The 24,936-nt window shown below is 71.4% G+C and carries 18 protein-coding genes; 10 read left to right on the top strand and 8 right to left on the bottom strand.

What is annotated here, in order from left to right:
• Window positions 1-15: 15 nt before the first annotated feature.
• The 5 genes from VF092_13925 to VF092_13905 all read right to left on the bottom strand — a co-directional run bounded on the left by VF092_13925 (window position 16) and on the right by VF092_13905 (window position 5,378).
• The gene (locus tag VF092_13925; protein ID HEX6748390.1) at window positions 16-663 is read right to left on the bottom strand and encodes an SCO family protein; all 648 of its coding nucleotides are present in this window, start codon (window positions 661-663) and stop codon (window positions 16-18) included.
• Window positions 663-1,697: a TerC family protein gene (locus VF092_13920; protein ID HEX6748389.1), complete on the bottom strand. Its 1,035-nt coding sequence runs from the start codon at window positions 1,695-1,697 to the stop codon at window positions 663-665. Before VF092_13920 ends, VF092_13925 begins: the two co-directional genes overlap by 1 nt.
• A gap of 681 nt (window positions 1,698-2,378) precedes the next feature.
• On the bottom strand, window positions 2,379-4,082 hold the full coding sequence (locus VF092_13915) for a GAF domain-containing sensor histidine kinase (protein ID HEX6748388.1): 1,704 nt from the start codon (window positions 4,080-4,082) through the stop codon (window positions 2,379-2,381).
• Window positions 4,083-4,221: 139 nt separating this feature from the next.
• Window positions 4,222-4,872, bottom strand: coding sequence for an HD domain-containing protein (locus VF092_13910; GenBank protein ID HEX6748387.1), 651 nt, complete (start codon window positions 4,870-4,872; stop codon window positions 4,222-4,224).
• Window positions 4,872-5,378 (bottom strand): acyl-CoA thioesterase, encoded by a 507-nt coding sequence (locus tag VF092_13905; GenBank protein ID HEX6748386.1) that lies wholly within the window; start codon window positions 5,376-5,378, stop codon window positions 4,872-4,874. Before VF092_13905 ends, VF092_13910 begins: the two co-directional genes overlap by 1 nt.
• Window positions 5,379-5,601: 223 nt before the next feature.
• Here VF092_13905 and VF092_13900 point away from each other — a divergent pair, with 223 nt between their 5' ends.
• The 3 genes from VF092_13900 to VF092_13890 all read left to right on the top strand — a co-directional run bounded on the left by VF092_13900 (window position 5,602) and on the right by VF092_13890 (window position 8,970).
• The gene (locus VF092_13900) at window positions 5,602-5,784 is read left to right on the top strand and encodes a hypothetical protein (protein ID HEX6748385.1); all 183 of its coding nucleotides are present in this window, start codon (window positions 5,602-5,604) and stop codon (window positions 5,782-5,784) included.
• Window positions 5,781-6,233, top strand: a complete 453-nt coding sequence (locus tag VF092_13895) for a type II toxin-antitoxin system VapC family toxin (protein HEX6748384.1) — start codon at window positions 5,781-5,783, stop codon at window positions 6,231-6,233. The genes VF092_13900 and VF092_13895 overlap by 4 nt, the downstream gene beginning before the upstream one ends.
• Window positions 6,234-6,501: 268 nt before the next feature.
• The gene (locus VF092_13890) at window positions 6,502-8,970 is read left to right on the top strand and encodes a TonB family protein (GenBank protein HEX6748383.1); all 2,469 of its coding nucleotides are present in this window, start codon (window positions 6,502-6,504) and stop codon (window positions 8,968-8,970) included.
• A gap of 353 nt (window positions 8,971-9,323) precedes the next feature.
• On the opposite strand, the gene VF092_13885 is transcribed toward VF092_13890, so the two are convergent.
• The 3 genes from VF092_13885 to VF092_13875 all read right to left on the bottom strand — a co-directional run bounded on the left by VF092_13885 (window position 9,324) and on the right by VF092_13875 (window position 12,323).
• A complete protein-coding gene (locus VF092_13885) occupies window positions 9,324-9,716 on the bottom strand; it encodes a hypothetical protein (protein ID HEX6748382.1) in 393 nt (130 codons plus the stop codon).
• Window positions 9,717-9,874: 158 nt separating this feature from the next.
• Window positions 9,875-10,834 (bottom strand): S1/P1 nuclease, encoded by a 960-nt coding sequence (locus VF092_13880; GenBank protein HEX6748381.1) that lies wholly within the window; start codon window positions 10,832-10,834, stop codon window positions 9,875-9,877.
• Between the two features lie 319 nt (window positions 10,835-11,153).
• Window positions 11,154-12,323, bottom strand: coding sequence for an acyl-CoA dehydrogenase (locus tag VF092_13875; protein HEX6748380.1), 1,170 nt, complete (start codon window positions 12,321-12,323; stop codon window positions 11,154-11,156).
• Between the two features lie 413 nt (window positions 12,324-12,736).
• Here VF092_13875 and VF092_13870 point away from each other — a divergent pair, with 413 nt between their 5' ends.
• The 7 genes from VF092_13870 (at window position 12,737) to VF092_13840 (ending at window position 24,794) form a co-directional block, all read left to right on the top strand.
• Window positions 12,737-14,125 (top strand): hypothetical protein, encoded by a 1,389-nt coding sequence (locus tag VF092_13870; GenBank protein HEX6748379.1) that lies wholly within the window; start codon window positions 12,737-12,739, stop codon window positions 14,123-14,125.
• A 666-nt stretch (window positions 14,126-14,791) separates the two neighbouring features.
• Complete coding sequence (locus VF092_13865; GenBank protein ID HEX6748378.1) at window positions 14,792-15,892, top strand: branched-chain amino acid ABC transporter substrate-binding protein; 1,101 nt, start codon at window positions 14,792-14,794, stop codon at window positions 15,890-15,892.
• Window positions 15,889-17,772 (top strand): methyl-accepting chemotaxis protein, encoded by a 1,884-nt coding sequence (locus VF092_13860; GenBank protein ID HEX6748377.1) that lies wholly within the window; start codon window positions 15,889-15,891, stop codon window positions 17,770-17,772. Before VF092_13865 ends, VF092_13860 begins: the two co-directional genes overlap by 4 nt.
• Before the next feature lie 262 nt (window positions 17,773-18,034).
• Window positions 18,035-19,780 carry a hypothetical protein gene (locus tag VF092_13855; GenBank protein HEX6748376.1) on the top strand — a complete coding sequence of 582 codons (1,746 nt, stop codon included), beginning with the start codon at window positions 18,035-18,037 and terminating at the stop codon, window positions 19,778-19,780.
• Between the two features lie 322 nt (window positions 19,781-20,102).
• Window positions 20,103-21,968 carry a PDZ domain-containing protein gene (locus VF092_13850; GenBank protein HEX6748375.1) on the top strand — a complete coding sequence of 622 codons (1,866 nt, stop codon included), beginning with the start codon at window positions 20,103-20,105 and terminating at the stop codon, window positions 21,966-21,968.
• Window positions 21,965-22,825, top strand: coding sequence for a glutaminyl-peptide cyclotransferase (locus VF092_13845; protein HEX6748374.1), 861 nt, complete (start codon window positions 21,965-21,967; stop codon window positions 22,823-22,825). Before VF092_13850 ends, VF092_13845 begins: the two co-directional genes overlap by 4 nt.
• 643 nt (window positions 22,826-23,468) lie before the next feature.
• The gene (locus tag VF092_13840; GenBank protein ID HEX6748373.1) at window positions 23,469-24,794 is read left to right on the top strand and encodes a sigma-54 dependent transcriptional regulator; all 1,326 of its coding nucleotides are present in this window, start codon (window positions 23,469-23,471) and stop codon (window positions 24,792-24,794) included.
• Window positions 24,795-24,936 lie beyond the last annotated feature (142 nt).

Genomic DNA, 24,936 nt, shown 5'->3' with positions numbered 1-24,936 from the left:
TGAGGCTTTCTGTTTCTACAGACGGGCGAGCGTGCGGATGTCGTCGCGCATCTCCTCCTCGGTGGCGCCCTCGGAGATCACGACCTGGAGGTTGCCGCGGCGGTCGATGCCGTAGACGACGCCGCTGTGCACGAGCTGCGGCGGGACCCGGGCGGCCGGCTTCTCCGCGTGGCCGTCGTGGTGCGCGGCGGGAGATTCGCTCGGGGGGAGGACGTACGCGCCGTAGCCCTGCCACGCCGCCGCCAGCGAGGCCGAATCGCCCGTCAGCGCCGAGACGTGCGGGCCGAAGCGCGCGGCGTACGCCTTCAGCGCGGCCGGCGTGTCGTGCGCCGGGTCCACGGTGACGAGGAGGATGCGCGTGCCCTCCGCGCCGTCCAGCGATCGGACCGCGCGGGTGAGGCGGCCGAGCGTCTGCGGGCAGTAGTCCGCGCAGCGCGTGTAGCCGAAGAAGACGAGCAGCGGGGCGCCGCGGTACGAGGCCAGCGTCACCGCGCGCCCGTCCTGGTCCACGAGCCGGAAATCCTCCGCGGGCGCGACCGGATCGTACGTGGTGCCGTGGAAGGCGATCCTCCGCGGCACCGCCAGCCACGCCGCGGCCGCCGCCACCAGCGCGATCGCCGCCACCGCGGCGGGGACCACGGGGAAGCGGCGGGGCGTCTCCATCACCGCTCCTCCGTCCCTGTGCGCACCGTCTCGGAGGTCTCCGGCTCGTCCGGGTCGGGCTCCTCGAGCACGTCGGGCGCGTTTTCCGTCTTCTTGGGCCGCAGGAGGGAGAGGACGACGGAGCCGATCAGCACGCACGCCACGATCACCAGCGACACGGCGGTGTCCACGTGCAGGTGGAACATCGTCGCCAGCATCTTGGCGCCGATGAAGATCAGCACGATGGAGAGGCCGGCCTTGAGGTAGTGGAAGCGGTCGATCACCTCGGCCAGCAGGAAGTACAGCGAGCGCAGGCAGAGGATGGCGAACACGTTCGAGGTGAACACCAGGAACGGGTTGCGCGTGACCGCGAAGATGGCGGGGATGGAATCGACCGCGAAGATCAGGTCCGTCGTCTCCACGAGCGCCAGGACGACGAAGAGGGGCGTGGCGGCGCGGCGCCACTTTCCGTCCAGCTTCTCGCGGGTGAAGAACTTCTGCCCGTCGTAGTCGGCGCTCACCGGCAGGAAGCGGCGGATGAGCTTGAGCACCGGGTTGGCCTCGGGCTCGATCTCCACGTCTTCCTGCATGGCCATGCGGATTCCGGTGAACACCAGGAACGCGCCGAACACGTACACCACCCACTCGAAGCGCTGGATCAGCAGCGCGCCCGCGCCGATCATGGCGCCGCGGAACACCAGCGCGCCCAGCACGCCCCAGAACAGCACGCGGTGCTGGTGGCGCGGGGGCACGCTGAAGTAGCCGAAGATCAGGACGAAGACGAAGATGTTGTCGACCGACAGCGCCAGCTCGATCAGGTAGCCGGTGACGAACTCCAGCGCGTGCTTGCGCCCGCCCACGATGTCGGTGGGCAGGTTGTGCGTGTAGATGAGCCCGGCGAACACCAGCGCCAGCACGAGGGTGATCGCGCTCCAGCGCGCCGCCTCCCGGATGGAGATGACGTGCGCGCGGCGGTTGAACACCCCCAGGTCCACCGCCAGGAGCGCCAGCACGATTCCCACGAATCCCGCCCACGCCAGCACGTGTGCAGCCAAATGCCCGTCCTTCCCCCGTTGGCGCGGCCATGAAAAGGGGCGAAACCCTCGTCCGGCCCGCGGCCGCCCGATCCAACGGGCATCCGTGGTGCCGAAACGAAGGTCTCGCCCTGAAAGAGGCGCCGCTCGCGCCTCCGCCCCGACCGAACCGTGCGGGCGTGCACCCGCAGTCTTGACGACTCGGCCGCCGGGTTGTCTCGCCCGGTGAGCTACTCCCCTTCCGTGTGTCCGCGCAAGCTAGCGTGCAACTCTCCTGCCGTCAAACCGCGCGTCCGTAGCAATCGTACCCGACGCCCGGGAACATGTGCCTCTGGGCAAGCGTGGATGAACTGCGGGATCTGGGCGTGTTGGGCGCTGAGACGCCCAAACGGGCTGCGCGCGCCGTAGGCCACGATACTACTGTGGCCAACGGCGCCGGGCCACCGCCGCGCCACGCATCTTCGTGATCCGTCGGCCTCCGTCACGCGCGGCGGTGTCCCGGCCCTCCGGGCGCGCATCCCTCACGCAAGTGCTTGCCCCGCGCTGAGTTCTCCCCTCCCCTGCGCAGCGGGGGAGGGGCCGGGGGAGGGGGCCACCCGCGGCGGGCAGATGCCTCTCAACCGACGCCGAACCTTCCCCCCACGCTGAGTCCTCCCCTTCCCCCGTGCATTTCGGGAGAAGGGGGCCGGAGGGATGAGGGTCCTACGCCGGGTTCGCCCGCTCGGCGTCGCCGTCCGCGGCGGGAAGGGTGAAGCGGATGGTGGTGCCGGTGCCGGGGGTGCTCTCCACCCAGATCCTCCCGCCGTGCGCCTCCACGATCCCCCGCGCGATGGGCAGCCCCAGCCCCACGCCGCGGCGGTCGCGGCCCACCTGGCGGAAGCGGTCGAACACGTGCGGCTGGTCCTGCGGCGCGATCCCCACCCCCGTGTCGGTGACCTCGAACCACTGCTCGGCGCCGTAGGTGGCGGCCGTCACACGCACCCGCCCGCCCGCGTTGGTGAACTTCACCGCGTTCCCCAGCAGGTTCGAGAGCACCTGGACGATCCGGTCGGGGTCCGCCACCACGGGAAGCGGGCCGTTGGCGTCGTCCACCAGCTCCACCCCGCGCTGGGCCGCCAGCGGCTGCAGCATGCGCACGGCCGCGGCAACGAGGGGCCGCGCGTCCACCGGCGTGCGGTCCAGCGGGATGCCGCCGCTGGCCTCCATCCGCGCCACGTCCAGCAGGTCGGTGATCAGCCGGTTGGTCTGCTCCACTGAGTTCACGATCTGCCGCAGGTTGTCCTCCATCCACGGCTCCAGCGCGCCGCGCGGCGCCATGTCCAGCAGCATCGTGGCGTTCAGCAGGATGCTGGCGAGCGGGTTCCGCATGTCGTGGCTGACCACGGCGAGCACGGCCTCGCGGGCGCGGATGGCGGCCTGCGCCAGCGTGTACAGCCGCGCGTTGTCGATGGCCAGCGCCGCGCGCCGCGCCACCTCCTCCGCGAGCGCCACGTCCGTGGCGCGGTAGCGGCGGCCGGACTCGACCGCGGCCGCCAGCGTGATGGCCCCCAGCACCCGCCCGCGCGCCGCCAGCGGCGCGATGATGTACGAGCGCAGGTCGAGGATCGCCAATCGCCCGCGGTGGTCGTCGTCGTGGGCGATGGTGTCGATCATCCGCGGCGTGAAGTCGGCCACCAGCAGCGGCAGCCCGGTGCGGATCACCCGCAGCACCGGGTGGCGCGACAGGTCCTCCTCCTCCGCCAGCGGTGGATGGTAGGTGTTGGTGTAGAGGATCTTCTCCTTCCCGGGATCCACGTGCGCGCGGGCGATGCGCCGCAGGCCGCCGCCCGGCTCCGCCTCGTCGATCAGGCAGTAGTCCGCGAGAGAGGGAACGACGAGGCGGGCCAGCTTCTGGAAGGTGGTCCCGTAGTCCAGCGACGCGTCCAGCAGCGAGCTGACCTCGGCCAGGAAGGCGTAGCGCTTCTCGCCCGCCTCGGCCTGCACGCGGGCGGCGCGCTCCGCCTCGAGCGAGGGCGCGGCGTGGCGCTCGGCGTCGCGCAGGCGCAGCAGCTCGGCCGCGGCGGCGGAGGCCACGTCGTCCAGCGCCAGCCGCTCGGCGGCGCTCCACTCGCGCGGCCCAGCATCCAGCACCACGAGCGAGCCGAGCGGCTCCGCGGCGCCGTTCGCCTCCAGCGGCAGCGACGCGGCCACGTGGAGCGGCGCGGCGCGGCCGGGGCGCGCCCGCGGCTCCATCCCCAGCTCGTCCAGCGGCGGCGACCCGTCCCACCCGTGCCGCCCGGCCGCGACGGTGCGCCCGTCGCGCTCCGTCACCACCAGTGCCGCGCGCGCGCCCGAGACCGAGCACGCGAGCCGCGCCAGGCGGTCGAGCACGCCGGGTTCCGTGGCAAGGTGGAAGCGGCTTGACATCGCTGCGAGGCCGGGGAAGCCGTGATGCTGCATCGCGAGACTGCGGAACCGGCTGCGGGGAACGGCGGGTGCTGCGGTACCACCGGCGGCGGGCGCCCCATCTTTCCCGAAGATAAGCGGCCCGCGCGGACAGGCAAACTCACGCGTCGGGCGAGATCCACCCTTCCGCGCAGGCGCGCTCGATCACCTCCAGCACGAACGGCCAGAGCGCGGGCGCGCCGGTCTCGATGGGCGCCATCCGTGCCAGCACCTGCGCGCGGGCGATCCCGTGCTCGCGCCACGAGCCCCCGCCGCCATAGAAGTTCAGCAGCAGCGGCTGGAAGCGGTCGAGCGCCACCGCGAAGCGCGCGTCGGCCGTCGCCCCCGCCTCGAACTCCTCCCACAGCGCCCGCAGCGCGCCGCCCTCGTCCGCGGGGAGGATGCCGAAGGTGCGGTCGGCGGCCAGGCGCTCGCGCTCCTCGCGCCCCAGGTTGGCGCCCGCGTCGTAGCAGAAGGTGTCGCCCGCCTCCACCTCCACCAGGTCGTGCACCACGAGCATGCGGATCACTCGCGCGGCGTCGACCTCCGGCGCGGCGGCGTCGGCCAGGAGGATGGCGAGGAGCGCGAGGTGCCAGGAGTGCTCGGCGCTGTTCTCGTGGCGCGAGCCGTCGACCAGCCGGGTGCGCCGCAGCACGCCCTTCAGCCGGTCGGCCTCCAGCGCGAAGCGGATGCGCCGCGCGAGCGCATCTCCATCTCCCGCTTCCGTTGAACCCCGCGCGGCGGCGGCGGGGTCCGCGGCGTCGCGATCCATCACCATTCGTCCTGCTCGTCCCTGGCTTCGGCGCTGCGACGCTCGCGCCGGCGCCGGGCGGCGGCGTTCAGCCGCCGGTCCTCCTCCGTCTCCAGCACCAGCGGGGGCACGCGCGCGGGGCGGCCGTTCAGCCGGTCGAGGGCCACGTAGGTCAGGATGCAGCGGTTGGTCTGGCGCCGCACGCCCGTCTCCACCTGCTCGGCGGTCACCGTCACCAGCACGTCCATCGAGGTGCGGCCGACCAGGACGATGCGGCCGTGCGCCTCGACGTAGTCGTTGGCGTACACCGGCTGGTTGAACTCCACGCGGTCGATGGAGACGGTGACCACGGGAAGGCGCGAGTGCCGGCGCGCCACCACGCCGCCGCACTTGTCCACCAGCGCCAGGATCACGCCGCCGAACACGTTGCCGTGGTGGTTGAGCTGGTCGGGCATCATGCTCTCCGACAGCACCGTGTACGACTCGCGCGGCGTCTTGCCGGGGGTGGGGGATTCGGGCTCCGTCACGTCGACCGTTCTCTCCGGGAGGCGCGGGTGATTTCCGGTTCGGAAGTCTATGTCGTGCTTCCATGGCCGGCCATATGGCACGCGCATCGCTGAACGAGCGATTGCAAGTGGGTGGTCCGGATGTTAGGTTTGGGTGACATTTCGAAGGAGTGATCCGATGGCCTCAACGTCTCCTCGGGGCTCTTCGGCGGCAGAGGGAAGTCCCCGCCTCCGGCGAATGAGCGTGGATATCGACCAGGATAAGCTTCATCGCGCCATCACCATCCTTGGCTCTAGCTCAGTGGCAGAGGCCCTTGACGAGGCCCTCGATCTAGTGCTGCTCGGCGACGACCTCAACGCGGGGATCGACCGGCTCGCCGCGGCGGGGGAGATCAAGAACTTCTTCGACGATCACCCGGAGTGGTGAAATACGCGCTCGACACCAACCTGTACATTCGGTCGATCCGGGATGCGACGTTCCGGACCGAGCTTCAGGCGTTCCAGGCGAGGCATGCACCTGCGCTGCATCTGTCGTCCGTGGTCCTGCACGAGATGATGGTCGGCGCCAGCACTCCTGCCCACGTGCGCGAAATCCGCGACAGTTTCACACGCTTCCTGAGCCTGCCGAAGCGGATTGTCACGCCTACGCATGCGGCGTGGAGCCGGGCGGGTGAAGTTCTGTCGGAAATCGCCAGCACGGTTGGCATGGAACGGAGCCGGATGCCGCGGGCGTTTGTGAACGATGCGCTCATCGCTGTCTCGTGTTCAGAGGCGGGAGTAATGCTGCTGACGGACAACGTTCAAGACTTTGAGCGACTGAAGCCCTTCGTTCCGTTTCAGTTCTCGCAACCGTGGCCGCCAGCGGTCCGGCGCTAACCGAATCCCACGCGCGCATTGACCAACGCGGCGCGGCGCACTAACTTCCGCTTCCCCACGCCAGTTCTACCTCCCCCCAGCGCTGGGCCGCGCGATGCGGCCGGGCGTTCCCGCGTGGTTCCGAACCCCACACGCACGTGCGGTTCCCCGGGCGCCTTGCGACCCGGGTTCGTCGCGTCTCCGCGATCTCCCGCGGCTTTTCGCCCGTGCCGGTACACGGCCGCGGCGCGCGGAGCCTGCCCATCCCTCTTTCCGCCGATCTCCAGCCATGGTGGGGCTTGAACGACTGCTCATCGGGCGCACGCTCGCCGGCCGCTACGCCGTCCAGGAGCTGATCGGGCCCGGGCGCGCCGGCCTGGTCTACCGCGCGCACGACGCCGAACTCGACGCCGACGTGGCCGTGAAGGTGCTGAACGCCCCGCGCGCCCCCGAGGCGCGCGAGCGCTTCCGCCAGCTGGTGGCCCGCGAGGTGGCCGCCGCGTCCGCCATCCGGCACCCGCACGTCGCCGCCGTCCACGCCATGGGCGGCGACGCCGAGCTGGAGCTGGACTTCATCGTGTCCGAGCTGATGCGCGGGCAGAGCCTGGCCGGCGTGCTGTCGCAGCGCGGCAAGCCGCCGATCTCGCTCGGCCTTAGGCTGTTGAGCGACGCGGCCGAGGGGCTGGCGGCGGGCCACGCGGCGGGGCTGGTGCACCGCGACCTGCGCCCGGGCAGCCTGTACCTGGTGCGCACCGAGGCCGAGCGGCACGTGCGGGTGAAGATCACCGGCTTCGGCGTTCCGCAGCTGGTGCGCCGCGAGTCGCTGGCCGTGGCGGCGCCGGAGATCCGCGCCTACGCCTCGCCCGAGATGCTGGCCGGCGGCAGCGCCCGCCTGACGCCCGCGAGCGACGTCTTCAGCCTGGGGATGATCGGGTTCGAGCTGATGACGGGCGCGCTGGCGCTGGACGACGCGGCGCGGACGGCGATGGCCGACGGCCGCGCGGTGGAGATCGAGCCGCCCGCCGAGGTGGCCGCCTCCGTCCCGCCGCACGTGATGGACGCGGTGCTGCAGGCGCTGCGGATGGACCCCGCCGAGCGCTTCGCCGACGGCGCCGCATTCGCCGCCGCGGTGCGCGAGCCCGCCGCGCCGCGCGTGGTCGCCGTCCCGAAGATCGTCGCCGCGCCGGTCGAGGCCGCGCCGGCGCCCGTCGCGGAGACGCCGCCCGCCGCTGAAGCCGCGCCCGAGCCGTCCGCGTCCGACGAGGCCGCGCCGGCGGTGGATGCCGCCGCGATCATCGCCCTGGCCGCCGCGGCCGCGGGTGATGCCGAGAGCGCTCCCGCGGAGGCCATCTCCGACGCGATCGAACCGGAGACGCAGCCGGCGGAAGCGGTCGTGTCCGGGGATGCGATCGCCGAGGCGCCGCAGGCCGTCGAATCGCCCGTCGCGGAGACCGCGGCGGATACGGCTTCGGAGACCGCACCGGTCGCCGACGAGCCCGCCGCGCCGGTGATCGCGCCGGCTGCGTCGGCACCGGCCGCCCCGAGCCGGCCGCCGAAGCGGCAGGTCGGCGATCTGGAGCTCTACTATCCCCCGGCGAAGAGGAAGTCCGAGCCGGAGACTCCCCCGGTCGCCGCGCCCATCGCGGCGAGCGCCGACGCGCCCGAGCCGGTCGCCGCCGCCCCGGTCGAGGAGACGCCGCCGGCGGAGGTTGCCGTGCCCGTCGTCGCGGCCGCCGTGATTCCCGTCGCCGCCGAGGCGATGGATGTTGCGCCGTCGCCCGTCGCGGCCGAGGCGCCCGCGGCCGAGGCGCCGGATGCCGAGGCTTCCCCCGTGCCCGTGGCGGCCGCCGCGATTGCGCCGCGCGCGCTGAAGCTGATCGCGGGCGGCGGGAAGAAGAAGGCGGGCGCCGGCACGTTCCGCGCGCCCCCGGCGATGGCTGCCGGGTTCGTGCTCGGCCTTCTCGTGCTCGGTTCCGCCGCGTGGATCGCCACGCGGACCAGGCCCGAGGCGGGCGCGGCGACCCCGTCCACTACCGCGCTCGCCGCGAACGCCACGTCCGCTACTCCGGCGGCGAACGGCACCGCCCCCGCGCCTGCCGCGGCGCAGCCCGAGGCGCCCGTCCCGGCCGCCGCCGACACCGCGGCGAAGACGCCGGCGCAGCAGGCCGCGCTCGACGCGGCGAAGAAGAAGCAGGAGGAGGATCGGCGCCGGCAGGAAGAGGAGAAGGCGCGCCAGGCCGCGCTTCTCCAGCAGCAGCAACAGCAGGCGGCCGCGGCGGCGCAGCAGCCGCAGCAGCCCGTGGTGCAGGCGCCGGTGCAGCAGCCGCAGGCCCGGCCGCAGCAGGTGGCCATCGCGCCGCCGCCGGCTCCGCCCCCCGCGCCGCCGCCCGCCCCCGCGCCGGCGCGCGAGGAGGCCGCACCCGCCCGCCCGTCGAACGAGGTCTACGACATCGACGTGGTGGAGGAGCGGCCGCGGCTGACCAACGCGGCGGAGCTGCAGCGCGCGCTGAACGACCGCTATCCGCAGCAGCTCGCCGCGAACCGCGTCTCCGGGCGCGTGACGGCGACGTTCGTGGTCGGCACGGATGGGCGCGTGGACCCGTCCAGCATCCGCATCCTCAACTCGCCCAACCAGGGCTTCAACGCGCCGACGCAGGGCGTGCTCCGGCGCGCCCGCTTCCGCCCCGCCACGGTGAAGGGCCAGACCGTGCGCGTGCAGGTGACCATGCCCGTGACGTGGAGCCTGGACGGCCAGTAGCCGATCGCCATCGCCCTGACCCAACGCGAAGCCCCGGCCGGGAGATCCCCGCCGGGGCTTTCGTCGTCATCGGGTGCCGGGTCTCCCCCGCGCCACTCATACCGAATCTGCGGATTAATTATGCAATCAGACCAACAGAATGACTCACACGGAGGGAACGGAGGAAACGGAGGATGATGAATAACCCCTCCGTTTCCTCCGTGCGCCGCTCGGCGTCGAGCCGCGCGACGGTGCGCTGCAGCAGGCCGAGCCACCCGGACGGGTCCGCGGAACGGGTGCGGGGGGGGCGATGTTATTGGGAACGGCGAAGCCCCGGCCGAATCGCTTGGCCGGGGCTTTCGTGGTCACCTAACCTATGCGCGACTCGAAGCGGCGCGGACGCCTTCTTCCGCCGCACGTAGATGGTCGACGGGAACGTCGTGGCGCAACCAGCGCAGGTCGTCCGCGCAGAGGTCGAACGCGTCCAGGAACTCGCGCAGCGCGTTCAATGGATTGTCATCCGCGTCCGCGTGGATCTCCGTGCCCGGTGAGGGATCGCCGACGTGGCGCAGCAATCCCAGGATGCGTCCCGAGCGCAGGCGAATGGCTGCCGCCGTGTACGCGTCGAGATTGTCGCTTCCGTCGAAGAACGAGATGTCGAACGCCTTGGAGAACAGCCACGGCTCGAGCCTGACCACGGCGATGACGTCCCCGTGCCCGCTCGGCCAGGGGGTCGGTTCGACCTGGGTGAATGGCGAAGTGCTCATCTGGCTGCCCGCTGCGTGTTCTTCGTCACCATCGCCTTGATCTTCGCGTAGTCACCTTCAACGATTACGCCATCGCGCGGTCCTGTCCAACGCGCCATGACCGGCGCCGGAACGCGAAGGGGCACCCGGCCGCCGGCCAGGTGCCCCTGTGTCGTCCTTTAGTCCGGGGGGAAGTCGAGATCGCCAGCGGCGGCATGGTTGATCAGATGCGCGAGCCGAACCCCGGCCTGCTGCAGGCGCTGACGGATCGCCCGCACGGCGGCGTCCTCGTAGGTCGAATCGAGCTCCCGGATGATGTTGTACCCCGGGCCGGGCTTGCCTTGCTTCGGGTCTCCGAAGTCTTCGTCACCGCTGACCGGCGGCTTCGTGCGGGCGTAGGCGAGCGTGTCGGCGAGATGATAGGACTCGTTCGCCCAGGCGACCACGTCGAAATTCGACCACGCATTGACTTGGCCGGAGGTGATCTCACCTGCCAGCGCCTGCGCCGCCGCCAAGGAGAGGCCGGCGCTCGACACGAGCCTGGCGTCCCACGCCGAGTGCAGGTTCGTGACGGAGCCGTCGAGCGCGACCTGAACCCAGTTGCCCCCACGGTCGTTTCCGGGTACGCCCGGAACGGCCGGGTGTCCGGCGTGGAGCGGCTGGTGGATGTCGCCCACGAAGTGGCCGAGGAATTTCAGGGCCGCCGCGCGTTGGCTGGGGGACAGGTTCCTGTTGGCGAGGCGCTCCGCGTAATGGCGAATCGCCCATGGAGCGCAGCGCCTCGGAGCCGGGCAGTCCCGCACCATGTCAATTCCGGTCCGGCCCCCAGGCAGGTTGATGAAGTGATAATCCTTCGTGTAGTGGGTGCTATTTCCCTGCAAGAGCTCGTCGGCCCACGTGCAGCTGTGTGCAAAGGTCGGGTAACTCCTGTCCCGCAGTCTGCTCACGAGCGCGCGTCCGGCTGGGTCGAGCTGGCGCCAGGCGATCTCGCACACGATCCGGTGTCCCTCGAATCCCCAGACCTCGCGCGCCGGCGGCGCCGCTAGCGTCGGATCCGCCGCGCGGAGGGTGCGGGCGAGGAGAGTGCCCGCGACGAGTGTGACCACGGGCAGGAGCAGCGCAAACAAGTGGCGTCGCATCAGATCCTCTCCTGGAAAGGATTCAGGAAACGTGGGGCAACGTTGCGCGCGTGGGCTGCTGCGACCTCCGGAATCCGGTCGCGTTACAGGGCGGGGAACTCATGAGAGGGAAACGTTGGTCAGCAGCACCGAGAAGTGACAGGAGCTATCAGGTACGAACGGCGGAACGACGACGAAATGCGGCTGATCGGCAACGCAAGATGAGAATTGGAATTACTCTAATCCGATTTTCGGGCGGAGAGTAGAGTGTTGTTGTCGCGCGAAGAAGAAACGAACAGACGCCCGGTCCGGCCGGGCGCCTGTTCCGTATACCTCACCCTTACTTCATCAGGTTCTTGGCGATGGTGTTGAGCTGCATGTTGCTGGTGCCCTCGTAGATCGTGCCGATCTTGCTGTCGCGGTAGTACTTCTCCACGGGGTACTCGCGGGTGAAGCCGTAGCCGCCGTACAGGTCGATGCAGGTGGAGGTGATCCGCTGCGCCACCTGGCTGCTGAACAGCTTGGCCATGGCCGCCTCCTGCAGGAATGGCTGCCCGGCGTCCTTCAGCCGAGCGGCGTTGTACACCATCAGCCGCGCCGCCTCGAGCTCGGTGGCCATCTGCGCCAGCTGGAACTGCACGCCCTGGAAGTCGCCGATCTTCTTCCCGAACTGCTCGCGCTCCTGCACGTAGCGGATCGTCGCCTCCAGCGCGCCGGTGCCGATCCCCACCATCTGCGCGCCGATGCCGATGCGGCCCTCGTTCAGCGTCTCGATGGCCGTCTTGTAGCCCTTTCCGACTTCACCGAGGACGTTCTCGGCGGGGACGAACACGTCCTCCAAGATCAGCTCCGTGGTCGACGAGGCGCGGATCCCCAGCTTGTCCTCCTTCTTGCCCACCGAGAAGCCGGGGAACTCCTTCTCCACGATGAAGGCGGTGATGCCGCGGTAGCCGGCCGCCGGGTCGACGTTGGCGAAGATGATGAAGACCTCGGCCTCGCCGCCGTTGGTGATCCACAGCTTGCGGCCGGTGAGCCGGAAGCCGCCGTCGGCCTTGGCGCCGCGCGTGGCCAGCGCGAACGCGTCGGAGCCGGAGCCCGCCTCCGAGAGCGCGTAGGCGCCCACCTTCTCGGCGCAGAGCTGGGGGAGGTACTTCGCCTTGAGGTCGTCGGACCCCCAGCGCAGGAAGGCGTTGTTGACGAGCGTGTTCTGCACGTCCACGAACACGCCCACGCTGGCGTCCACGCGGGAGAGCTCCTCCACCACCAGCGCGGCGGTGAAGAACGAGCTGCCGGTGCCGCCCAGCTCCTCGGGCACCTCGATCCCCATCAGCCCCAGCTCGAAGAACTGCGGGATGAGCGCGGGGTCCATCTTCTGCGCCTCGTCCATGGCGTGGACGCGGGGGCGCACCTCGTCTTCCGCGAACTGCCGCACGGCGTCGCGGAACATCTGCTCGTCTTCGCTCAGCACGGTCAGCGGGGCGCCGCCGGCGGCAAGGTCAACGGTAGCCATCTTCTGGATTGATCGCGTATGGGTTGTCCGGCAGCCTCGGCCGGGCCGAAGCGGTGAAGCGCGCACAAGTTAGCACCTTCCGCCGCAAACGACGAGGGGAGAACTACGCGGTTGGGGCGAGTTTGGCGCTGGAGGCGCGGGAATTGGGATGCGCGCAGCGGCCGGCGCCGGCGCGGCCGCGGAGGCCCCCCACCCCGCGCTTCGCGCGACGGTGGCGAGCGGAGCGAGCCGGGGGAGGGGGCCTGCGATGCCGGCCGCGCACACCTCGGTCTCGCCCGGGCCGACTCCCGCACGTCGTTCGGGCACGGGGGGTGCGTCCGAAACCGGCGGGCTCCGGGTCCGTAGATCCCGGCATGGCCGGCGCGCTCGCCCGGCCGGTGCTTTCGCACGCTCTTCCTGAACGGAGACGGTCAATGGACAACAATCCCTGGAACAACGCGGGCTCCGGCAGCAGCTCCACGCCGCCTGACTCGCCGGACTCGCATGGCACCGGCGGCTATGGCGGCAGCACCGGCGGCGCTGATCCCGCGGGTGCCTCCGGCTCGAGCGGCGGCACCGGCTCGTCGGACATCGGCGGCTCGTCGAGCGGAAGCGGCGGCAGCGGGTCGTCCGGTACCGGCGGCACTTCGGACGCGGGCAGCTCGTCCGGCGGAAGCGGCTCGGGGAGCGGCGGATCGGCGGGATGGGGGAGCACGGGTTCGAGCGGCGGGACGTCGGACGCCGGCGGTACATCGGGCGGAAGCGGCGCAGGTAGCGGCTCTGCGGGATGGGGCTCGGCGAGCTCGACGGGCGGCACCGGGTCCAGCGGATCCGGGGGAGCCGCCGGGACCGACTTCGGCGGGGCGAGCTCGGGGACGACGGGCGGTACCGGCTCGACGGGTGGGTCGTCGGGGTGGAGCTCGACCGGCTCGGCCGCCGGCTCGGAGGCGGGGCCGGGCTACACCGGCGGCACCTCGTCGTCCGGCACCGGCTCGGCCGAGAGCGGCGAGGGCACCTCGGGGACGTCGTCGGGTGGCGGGCGGCGCGATCCGTTCGAGGACCTGGGGTCGCGCATCGAGTCCGCGCTGCACGAGCTGCGGCCGAAGATCAAGAGCGTGTTCCAGGAGCTGGACTCGCGCATCGACTCCGCGCTGGAAGACATCAAGCCGAAGGTGAGCGACGCCAAGGACCGCGTCCGCCCGAAGGTCGACAGCTTCGTCAGCGAGGTGCAGCCGCGCGTCGACGCGCTCCTCTCGCGCATCCAGAACGCCATCGACGGGCTGCGCCGCGACTTCGAGGAGCGCGCCGACCGCGCGGAGACGCGGCATGGCGGTGGCGCGACGGGCGGCGGCACCGGCTCGAGCGAAGGGATGCCGCCGCCGGACAGCGCCGCGGCCGGCAGCGGGTCCGGCGCGGGGTACGGCACCGGCACCACGCCGGGCGGCGCGTCGAGCTACGGCACCGGCGCCGGCACCGCGTCCACGTCCTCCGGCTCCACGCCGAGCGGCGCCACCACCGGCACCGGCGCGAGCGGCGCCAGTGGCGCATCGTCCGCCGACCGCTCCTTCGGGCTGGGCGGGACGGACGCGGGCACCGGATCGAGCACGGGCTCGTCCTCGACGACCGGCGGCACGTCCACGGGGAGCTCGTCGTCCGGCACGTGGCCGCAGGATACGGAGGACACCAAGCCGGGCGACCCGCCGATCGAGGACTCGCTCGGTCCGCGCTCCGGCGCCGGCGGCAGTGGCAGTGGGCTCGACGAGACGCCCACCGACACCACCGACGACAGCGGCAAGTCGGGGTCGGGAACGTCGAACAGCTGACCCTAGCTCGATCCTCAACGATCGGCGCCGGCCGCGGAGCGATCCGCGGCCGGCGCCTTTTATCGTCCCTAACACAGCCTGCGCAGCAGGCTTCCCAATCTTCCAGCCGCGGGTTTACCCGCCCGTGAGATGAGGTCTGGGTGGAGTATTCGTACGTCCGACCGAATCTCGTGCCGACGCGATTATAGATCCTTCGGCCTGCAAACGCTTTCGCAGACGCTGGTTACGGTCTGGCCAGCCTCGGGATGACGTCAGCGTGGGATCGCTCCTGTGCATCGACCCGATTCCTGGAATTGAGATCCCCACCCGCGCGATCTTCCTGCCCATCGTCCGGGTCTGTCCTGGTTCCATCCATCCCTCCGTCATCACCCCCAAACACATTTTCCTACACCACCCGACGCAAATGCAATCGTTTTGCGCCAGCGATGGACCAATTGTGCAGAAAATCTGCTACGAGGTTTGACGCCAGCCATTTTCCGTCCTATAATTCAGCGCCTCATCCAAGTGTCGCAAAACCTTGCAGCAGATGCCGGGGGCGGCTGCTCCAATCGCCCGGTGCATCTGCTACGCCCGTTCTCAGGTCACCCGGCGGGCGTTCGTTCTGGGTCACGGCGACTTCCCATCTTTCAGGACCCTCCAGCCCGATTCCCCGGAGAAGGAGAACCGGTGCGCACATCCGCACTGCGGCGCTGGCTTGCGCCCATCCTCGTCTGCGCTGCGCTCCCCGCGTGCTCGCGCGGCGGCGGCACCATCGTCATCGGCACGGCAGGCCCGTTCAAGGAAGCATACGCCACCATGGTGCGCCACGCCGTGGAGATGGCGGTCGAGGAGGTGAACGCGCGCGGCGGCATCGACGGCCGCCGCCTGCAGGTGCAGGCCGTGGACGACGAGGGGAACGGCGTGAAGGCCGGCACCGTCGCCCGCGGCTTCTACGACAACCCCGACGTGGTCGGCGTCGTCGGCCACGCCAACTCGGGCGGGATGGTGGGCGCCGCGCCCGAGTACGATCGCGGCCTGGTGGCCGTCGTTCCCAGCGCCACCTCGCCCGAGATCACCGGGATCTCGCCCTGGGTGTTCCGCGTGACCGTGAACGACTCGGTGAACGGCGCCAACCTGGCCCGCTACGCCGCGCGCCTGGGCCGCCAGCGCGTGGTGGTCCTCTACGAGAACAACGTCTACGGGCGCGACCTGGCGCAGGCCTTCCTGGCCGCGTATCCCGGCCGCCCCATCGGCGTCGACCCCATCGCCGACGACGGCAGCAAGGTGGAGCCGTTCGTCTCCTACTACCGCGGCGTGCAGCCCGACCTGGTCTTCGTGGCCGGGACGGAGATGTCGGGCCGGGCGCTGCTGCGCGAGGCGGCGCGGCAGGGGTTCACCACCCAGTGGCTGGCGGGCGACGGGTGGCCCGGCGTGGCGGCCGACACGGCGGCGGCGGAAGGCGCGCTGATCGCCACGCCGGTGCGGCTCGACCGCTCGGACGAGGGACGGCGCTTCGCCGAGCAGTTCGCCGCGCGCTACGGGGTGAAGCCCGACGCCAACGCGGCGATGGCCTACGACGCGGCCATGCTGCTGGTGAAGGCGATCGAGGCGGTGGGCCCCGACCGCGCGGCCATCCGCGACTACATGGCGAGGGTGAAGGGCGGGAACGCCTTCCGCGGCGTGACCGGCGAGATCCGCTTCCGCGCAGACGGCGACCCCGACCGTGCGGGCTTCGTGATGACCCGGGTGCAGAACGGCGCCCTCGTTCCCGTGGAGGACGCGCGATGAGCCAGATCGTCACCCGCGGGCAGATCCGCACCCGCCTCCTCTCCGGCTTCGGCGTGATGCTCGTCCTCGTCCTGGCCGCGGGCGCGGTGGGGTGGACGGCGCTCCGCTCCCTCTCCTCCTCCATCCGCACCGCCAACCAGGGGGTGGAGGAGGAGGCGCGCCTCAGCACCGGACTGGCCACCGACGTGGCCCGCGAGATCGCCGTGGCCGCGCGCTACATCGAGAACACCGACGCGGGCGCGGCGGCCGCGTTCGACTCGCTGCGCTGGCACACGCACGGCACCCACCGCGCGCTCCGCCGCCGCGAGCTGCGCGCCGAGGACAAGACCACGCTGGTGGGGATCGACCAGGCGCTCTCGGACGCCGAGGTGCGCTACGTGGTCGCCCGCCGGCTCCGCGAGATGGGGCGCGCCGCCGAGGCCGCCGCGCAGACCGACAGCGCGCGGGCGATCGAGGCGGCGATGCTGGCGGACCTCGACAAGCTGGGCGAGGCCAAGGCCAAGCGGCTGGGCGAGACCGCCGGCGCGCTCGACGAGGCGGCGCAGCGCCGCGCCTGGCTGCTGGTGGCGCTGATCGCCGTGGCCGCGGTGGTGGCGACCGTGGTGGTGCTGCGCGTGGTGCGGTCGATCTCCGGCCCGCTGGGGCAGCTGGCGCGCCACGCCGGCGCGCTGGGCGAGGGCGACCTGACCGCGCGGACGACCGGCCATCTCCCCGGCGAGCTGGGGCTGCTGGCGGAGGCGATGAACCGCACCAGCGACTCGCTCTCGCGCATCGGCGCGGGGGCGGCGGGCGCGGCCGACAGCATCACCCGCTCGGCCGACGACCTCTCCGCCATCTCCGAGCAGCTGGCGGCCGCGGTGGGCGAGGTGACGCGCTCGATGACGCAGGTGTCGGGCGGCGCGGCCGACCAGGTGACGCAGCTGCGCCGGGTGGACGACGCGCTGCGGGCGATGCTGTCGCAGGCTCGCTCGGTGGCCGCGGAGGTGCGCGAGGTGTCGGCGCTGGCCGCGTCGATCGAGGACGTGGCCCGCAGCCGCCGCGAGGAGACCGCGCAGGCGCTCTTGACGCTGATCCAGATCAAGCGCGCGGTGCAGGACGCCGCCGCCGAGACCGAGGCGCTGCACGAGGCGGTGGGCGACATCTCCAGCTTCGTGGAGACGGTGGACGAGATCGCCGCGCAGACCAACCTCCTGGGCCTCAACGCCGCGATCGAGGCGGCGCGCGCGGGTGAGGAGGGGGCGGGCTTCGCCGTGGTGGCGGGCGAGGTGCGCAAGCTGGCCGGACAGGCGCGCGCTGGCGCCGAGCGCGTGGCGGGGATCACCCGCGCCGTGCGCCAGCGGGTAGAGTCCACCGCGCGGGCGATGACGGCCGGCGCCGCGCAGGTGGACGAGATCGAGCGCGTGGCCCAGCAGGTCGAGGCCGCGCTGGCGACGATCCTCGCCGCGGCCGAGCGCACCCGCGCGGCGGCCGAGAGCGTGACCAGCGCCGCCGAGGGGAACGCCGCCGCCGCGGTCGACGCCGCGTCGGGCATCGCCGCGGTGGCGGAGACGGCCGAGGTGCACGCCGAGACGGCCGAGGGCGTGCGCGCCGCCACGACGCAGCAGGAGAGCGCGTGCCTGCTCGTCGCCGACGCCACGCGCCGGCTGATCGGCAGCGCCGCCGAGCTGCGCGGCCTAGTCGGCAACCTCACCGTCGGCGATCACGCGCCGGAGCCGTCGGAGGAGCCGGTCGCGCCGGCCGAGCTGGAGGCCGTGGGCGGCGTGGACGTGCCGGCGCCGTACGTCGACACCTCGCTGATCGACCCCAACACCCTCGTGCACCCCGACCTCGTCTCCGCGCACGAGCGGCTGCGCAGGCGGCGGGTGATGGCCGGCCGGTAGGGAGATGGTCGGCGGATGAAGATCGAGGGGCGGCGGATCTCCGTCGCCCCTCATCTTTTGTTGCCGCGTTCAGTTCCTCCGTTCCCTCCGTTCCCTCCGTGTGAGTCATTCTTTTGAGGCTATCGGAATGCACACCGAATCTTCGGAATGGGTATGAGGATTGGCCCTCGCGCAAAATGCTTGCAGCAGGATCGTTCCGCGGGGATACTACGACGCACCTTGGATTCTCCTCCCGTTCATCCCCTCCAGCCGGACAGCCACCATGCGACCTCTCCGAGGCATCCTCGTGCTCGCCGCCGGCCTGTGCTGCGTGTCGGCGGCGGCGTTCGCGCAGCACGTCCACGGCTCGGGTCCTGAGCCGCAGCCGCTCAATCCGGACTCGGTGCCGCTCTGGGACTCGGTGCGCACGAACGTGCACCATCCCGTCACCGACAACACGCGCGCGCAGGCGTACTTCGACCAGGGGCTGGCGCTGATCTACGGCTTCAACCACCTGGAGGCGGTGCTCTCGTTCCAGAAGGCCTACCAGCTCGACCCCGGCTGCGTCATGTGCTACTGGGGGAAGGCGGTGGCGCTCGGGCCCAACATCAACCTGGCGATGGACACCTCGCGCTGGCGGCAGGCGGCCGGCGCCATCGAGACGGCGCGCGGGCTGCGGCCGCTGACCACGATGGAGCGGGCGTACCTCGACGCGGGCGCCGCGCGCTACCTCCCGCTCCCCGACTTCCCGCGCGTGCCGCAGGCGCGCCTCGACACCCTCCGCGCGCAGATGGACAGCGCCTACGCACGGGCGATGGCGCAGGTGTGGCGGCTGAGCCTGGCGGAGGGGCACCCCGATCTCGACGCCGGGGCCATCGCCGCGGAGGCGCGGATGGACCTGCGGCCGTGGAACCAGTGGGACCTGAACGGCAACAAGCAGCCCGGCACCGATTCGGTGCTGGCGCAGCTCCACGACGTGCTGGGGCGCAAGCGCGACCACGTGGGCGCGGCGCACCTCTGGATCCACGTCTTCGAGGGCTCCCCGTGGCCCGACTCGGCCGAGTGGGCGGCCGACACGCTGGCCGGACTGATGCCGCGCTCGGGGCACATCGTGCACATGCCGTCGCACATCTATCACCGCCTGGGACGCTACGCCGACGGGGTGCGGCACAACCAGCGCGCGGTGGCGCTCGACAGCGCGTACCTGGTCTTCCGCGGGATGGCGGGGCGCTACCCCATGTACTGGGCGCACAACCACGACTTCCTGTGGGTGTCGGCCAACTTCGGCGGCCGGCGCGACGACGCGATGGCGGCGGCCCGGGCGCTGGAGAGCATCGCCAGCGACGAGCTGATCTCGCGCTTCTACAACGCGCAGCACTTCCTCACCGCGCGGATGCTGGTGCACGTCCGCTTCGGCGAGTGGGACCAGGCGCTGGCGCTGCCGCAGCCGAAGTACAGGTATCCGCTGGGGATCTGGCACTTCGGGCAGGGGATGGCGCGGCTGCGGAGGGGAGACACGGTCGCGGCCAACCGGCACCTGTCCGAGCTGTACGCCATCGCCCGGGGGCCGGTGCGCGACTCCATCATCATGGGCAACCGCGCCGGCCGGCTGCTGGAGATCGCCGCGGGGATCCTGGACGGCGAGATCCGGTCCGTGGCCCGCGACTACGGGCCCGCGATCGCCGCGCTGCGGCGCGCGGTGCTCCTGCAGGACTCGCTGAGCTACGACGAGCCGCCGCCCTTCCCATACGCCGCGCGGCACTCGCTGGGCGCGGTGCTGCTGGACGCGGGGCGGGCCAAGGAGGCCGAGGCCGTGTACCTGTGCGACCTGGGCGAGCAGATCGACCTCTGCGAGCCCGTATGGGACCCGCGCGGGTCGCTGCCGCAACGCGTGAATCGCCACAACCCCTGGTCGCTGATGGGGCTGGTGACGGTGATGCGCGCCACCTGGAGAGATCCGGGCTCGGTGCTGGAGGACTTCAACCGCCGCTGGGGCGGTGCCCCCGTGCCGCCCGGCTCGCGCTGGTAGGGACGGGAGATGGAGATGAACGGCGAGGGCGGCGGATCGGGATCGATTCGCCGCCCTCGACTTTGGCATCTCACGACGATGCCGCCGCGGGAGTCCGCGAAGGCGGACTTCGGGCCGTTGTTGCCGCGAATTCCATTCGCCCGTCCTCACTCGATCCCCTGGCCGATCTCCGCCCGTTCGGAACAATCCCCCCGCCGCGCGGTTTCATCCCCGTCACGATCCGCGCGTGCACCCCACCTCCGCACCTGCGCTGGCCCCGCACCGCGCGACGCGCTACTCTCCTGCGCTCGTTCGGAACCGCATCCCCATCGCCCTGAACCGGATGAACCGCATCCTTCCCCGCGCGGCCGTGCTCCTCGCGCTCGCCGCCATGCCCGCGCAGGCGCAGCAGCGGCGCGTCGAGTACGAGATCGCCTTCCCCAACGCCGCGCACCACGAGGCGCAGGTGACGGCCGTCTTCCGCGGCGTGCCGCAGGGGCGCCCGCTGCAGCTGCGGATGAGCGTCTCGTCGCCCGGCCGCTACGCGCGCCACGAGTTCGCCAAGAACGTCTACGACGTGCGCGTGACCGACGCGTCGGGCCGCCCGCTCGCCGTCACCCGTCCCAATCCCCAGCAGTGGGACGTGACGCCGAACGGGACCACCGTCCGCGTCGCCTACACCGTCTTCGGCGACCGCACGGACGGGACTTATCTCGGCGTCGACCGCACGCACGCCCATCTCAACATGCCCGCCACCTTCATGTTCGCGCGGGGGATGGACGAGGTGCCGATCCGCGTCGTCTTCCGCCCGCAGCCCGGCTGGCGCGTGGCCACGCAGCTGCGGCCGACGGCGGACTCGACCGTGTTCGAGGCGCCCAATCTCCAGTACTTCATGGACTCGCCCACGGAGGTCGGGCCCGTCGTCTTCCGCACCTGGACGGCGGAGCACGGGGGGAAGACGTACACCTGGCGCATCGCCCTGCATCACCTGGGGACGGACGCGGCCGCCGATACCTTCGCCGAGGCCGCGCGCCGCATCGTGGCGGAGGAGGTGGCGATGTGGGGCGCGCCGGCGCCGTACGACTTCGGCACCTACACCTTCATCGCCGACTACCTCCCCTGGGCCAGCGGCGACGGGATGGAGCACCGCAACTCCACCATCGTCTCCAGCAGCCGCAACATCGTGGACCCCGCGCAGCGGCTGGGGAACCTGGGGACGGTGTCGCACGAGTTCTTCCACTCGTGGAACGTGGAGCGGCTGCGCCCCCGGTCGCTGGAGCCGTTCGACTTCGAGCGCGAGAACATGAGCGGCGAGCTGTGGTTCGCCGAGGGCTTCACCAGCTACTGGGACGCGCTCTTCCTCCGCCGCGCCGGGCTCTACACCGACGACCAGTACGCCGGCGACATCTCGGGCGACGTCAACACGGTCATCAACGCGCCCGGCCGCCGCCACTTCAGTGCGGTGGAGATGAGCATGCAGGCGCCGTTCGTCGACGCGGCCACCTCGATCGACCCGGTGAATCGCGGCAACACCTTCATCTCCTACTACACCTGGGGCGCCGCGCTCGGGCTGGGGCTGGACCTGACGCTCCGCCAGCGCTTCCCCGGCATCTCCCTCCAGGACTACATGCGGGCGATGTGGCGCGAGTTCGGGCAGTACCAGACGCCCGCGCTGGCGCCGCAGCGGCCGTACACGCTGGCCGACCTGCGCCGCGTCCTCGGCCAGGTGACGCACGACACGGCGTTCGCCAACGACTTCTTCCGCCGCTACGTCGAGGGGCACGAGGCGGTCGACTACGCGCGGCTCCTCGCGCAGGCGGGCTTCCTCGTCCGCAAGGCCCAGCCGGGGCGCCCGTGGCTCGGTGCCGGGCTGGACACGGACGAGGGTGCCGCCGTGGTCGTCCAGCCGTCGGTGGAAGGAGGATCGCTCTACCGCGCGGGGATCGACCGCGGCGACCGCATCCTGTCGGTGGACGGGGTCCCCACGCCCTCGGCCGACTCGCTGATCGTGGTGCTGCGCGGGAAGGCCGCGGGACAGACGGTGCGGATGGAGGTGGAGCAGCGCGGCGTGCGGCACGAAATGTCCGTCCCACTGGTGGAGAACCCGGCGGTCGAGGTGGTGACCTACGAGAAGGCGGGGATGACGGTGACCGACGCGATGCGCGCCTTCCGCCGCGACTGGCTCGGCTCGAAGGCAGGTGCGCGATGAGCCCGCGGCTCCTCGGCGCCGCGCGCCCCGCCACGCTGCTGGCGATGGGACTGCTGGCCTTCTGCTCCTGCAAGCGCGCGGGAGGAAACCAGGACCCGGACAAGATCCCCCCCGTGGACCAGCCTCCCCGGCCGGTGGCGCCCGTGACCGCCGCCAGCGTGGTGCGCAGCTACCCGCACGACACCGCGGCCTTTACCCAGGGGCTGCTCTGGCACGACGGCGCGCTGTACGAGAGCACCGGCCGCGAGGGCCGCTCCACCCTGCGCAAGGCGGAGCTGGAGACGGGGAAGGTGCTGCAGCGCATCGACGTCCCCTCGCCCTACTTCGCCGAGGGGCTCGCGCTCTTCGGCGGCCGTCTCTACCAGCTCACCTGGCAGAACCAGCAGGGGTTCATCTACGGCCTCGACTTCAGGCAGCAGAGCACCTTCGCCTACCAGGGCGAGGGGTGGGGGCTGACGACGGACGGCCGGTCGATGATCCTGAGCGACGGCTCCAACCAGCTCCGCTTCCTCGACCCGGCCACGTGGACGGTGCAGCGCACCCTCGACGTGATGGACGGCACCGAGTACGTCAACGACATCAACGAGCTGGAGTGGGTGAAGGGCGAGGTATGGGCCAACGTGTGGCACACCGAGCGCATCGCCCGCATCGACCCGCAGACGGGGAAGGTGAAGGCGTGGGTGGAGCTAACGGGCCTGCTCGACGCCGGGCAGCGGCCGGACCCCGAGGCGGTGCCCAACGGGATCGCTTACGACGCGGAGCACGACCGGCTGTTCGTCACCGGCAAGCTGTGGCCGGCGCTGTTCGAGATCACCGTGCCGGGGGTGGCCGGCGGGGGCGGGGCGCCGGCGCGATGAAACTTCCGCGCGGCGGCCCGCGTAGAGTACGCCGAGCAAGACGTCAGACACCCTGAACCGCCGGACCCCCGTGCTCGTTCTCCTTCGCTACTTCTTCAAGACGGTGATCCTGGGGCTGGTCATTAAGCTCCTTGGTCGCTTCTGGCCGAGTCTCCTCCGCCTCCTCCGCCTCTGGCGGTGAAGCGGGTCTGACGAAGGCATCTGCTCCCGCCCGGGGCTCGCTCGCAAGCGCGTGCCCCGGGCGTGTTGCGTCTGGGTGCGTGAGTGCATGAGTGCGGGAGTGCGTTGGGCCGCACTTCCGCACTTCCGCACTCACGCACTTTCCGCCACGACCTTTCCCCGAATCCGCCTTCGATGCGTTCCCGTTCGGGAACAAACATCCCACGAATTGTCGCTTGCACCAATTCGGTGCACGGATGGAGAGGCGCCATCTTCCCGCGGTGGAAGAAGCTGCATCGGCGCCTCGGTGTCACGTTCCCGATCACAAAGGCGTTGCAAGAGAATATCTTGCGAAACGTTTGTGCGGTGGCCGCAGGGTATCGGTTACCGTTTCTTTTCCGTCGCGCTTCGGTAGTTTGCGCAATTCGTGGCGCGATCACTATTATTCGCGTCCAACCACAGTGTACCCGGGGGTTGCACTCCGTTGAGGGTCCTTCTCCTCGACGCCGACCGCGGCGTCGGTCGCACGCTCGAACCGGAGCTTAACGGCCACACCGAGCTTCACTCGGCGCAGTCCCTTTCCGAGGGGCTGCGCATGGTCGCGCAGGCGCACTGGGACCTGATCCTCCTCGACGCCGACTTTTCCGGGGGCGGGCTGGAGCTGCTGGGTCGCCTGCACGACGGCAATCCCACCCCCGTGGTCCTGCTGGCCCAGAACCCGTCGATGGACCTGGCGATGGAGGCCATCCGCCAGGGCGCCCACGACGTCCTTCCCAAGCCCGTCCCGCGCGGCCGCGTCCGCGAGATCCTGCTGGGCATCGAGGAGGTCCGCCGCCTCCGCCCCCTTCCCTCCGAGGTCGCCGACGACTCCACCATCGTGGGGGCCAGCCAGGGGATGATGGCGGTCTACAAGTCCGTCGCCCGCGCCGCGGCCAGCGACGCCACCGTGCTGGTGCTGGGCGAGAGCGGCACGGGGAAGGAGATGGTCGCGCGGGTGCTGCACTCGCGCTCGCGGCGCTCGCGCGGGCCGTTCGTACCCATCAACTGCGCCGCCATCCCCGAGAACCTGCTGGAGAGCGAGCTCTTCGGGCACGAGAAGGGCGCCTTCACTGGCGCCATCGGACGGCGCATCGGCCGCTTCGAGCGCGCCAGCGGGGGCACCCTGTTCCTGGACGAGATCGGCGACATGTCGCTGGCGCTGCAGAGCAAGATCCTGCGAGCGCTGCAGGAGCGGGAGATCGAGCGCGTGGGCGGCAGCAGCGCCGTCCCCATCGACGTGCGCATCGTGGCGGCCACCAACCGCGACCTGCACGGCGCCGTCGCGGAGGGACGCTTCCGCGAGGACCTCTTCTACCGCCTGGCCGTCGTCACCCTCACCCTTCCCCCGCTGCGCGAGCGGGGGATGGACCTCGACCTCCTGGCCAGCCACTTCGTCGCCCACTACGCGCGGGAGCACGACCGCCCGGTGCGCGCCATCGCCGAGGAGGTGTTCGCCGCGCTGCGGGCGCACCCCTGGCCGGGGAACGTGCGCCAGCTGCGCAACGCCATGGAGCGCGCGGTGGTGATGTCCGACGGCGAGGTCCTCCTCCCCCAGCACCTTCCCCCCGACATCCTGCACCCCCCGGCCGCGCGCGGGGCGGGCGAGGAGCCGGGCGAGATGCCGCTGGTGACGCTGGAGGAGATGGAGAAGCGGATGATCCGCCGCGCGCTGCGCGAAACGCAGGACAACCTGACCATGGCCGCCGAGCGGCTGGGGATCCACCGCAACACGCTGCGTCGCAAGATCGCCGAGTACGGGATCGAGCACTGAGGCCTCGTCGCAGCGGGTGCGCTCCGCCTGCGTCTGCGCCTCGCGTGGCACGCAGCTTTCGCCGAGGGCGCGAACGGGACGCGTAAGGGGCCAAGCGCGTCCAAGCGGTGGCCGTACCCATGGCGGCAGATTGAGGTAGGGT

It is taken from the genome of Longimicrobium sp. (genome assembly GCA_036377595.1).
GTDB lineage: Bacteria > Gemmatimonadota > Gemmatimonadetes > Longimicrobiales > Longimicrobiaceae > Longimicrobium.
The sequence above is the reverse complement of the archived record's forward strand: the minus strand, read 5'-3'. Positions and strand labels throughout refer to the sequence as shown.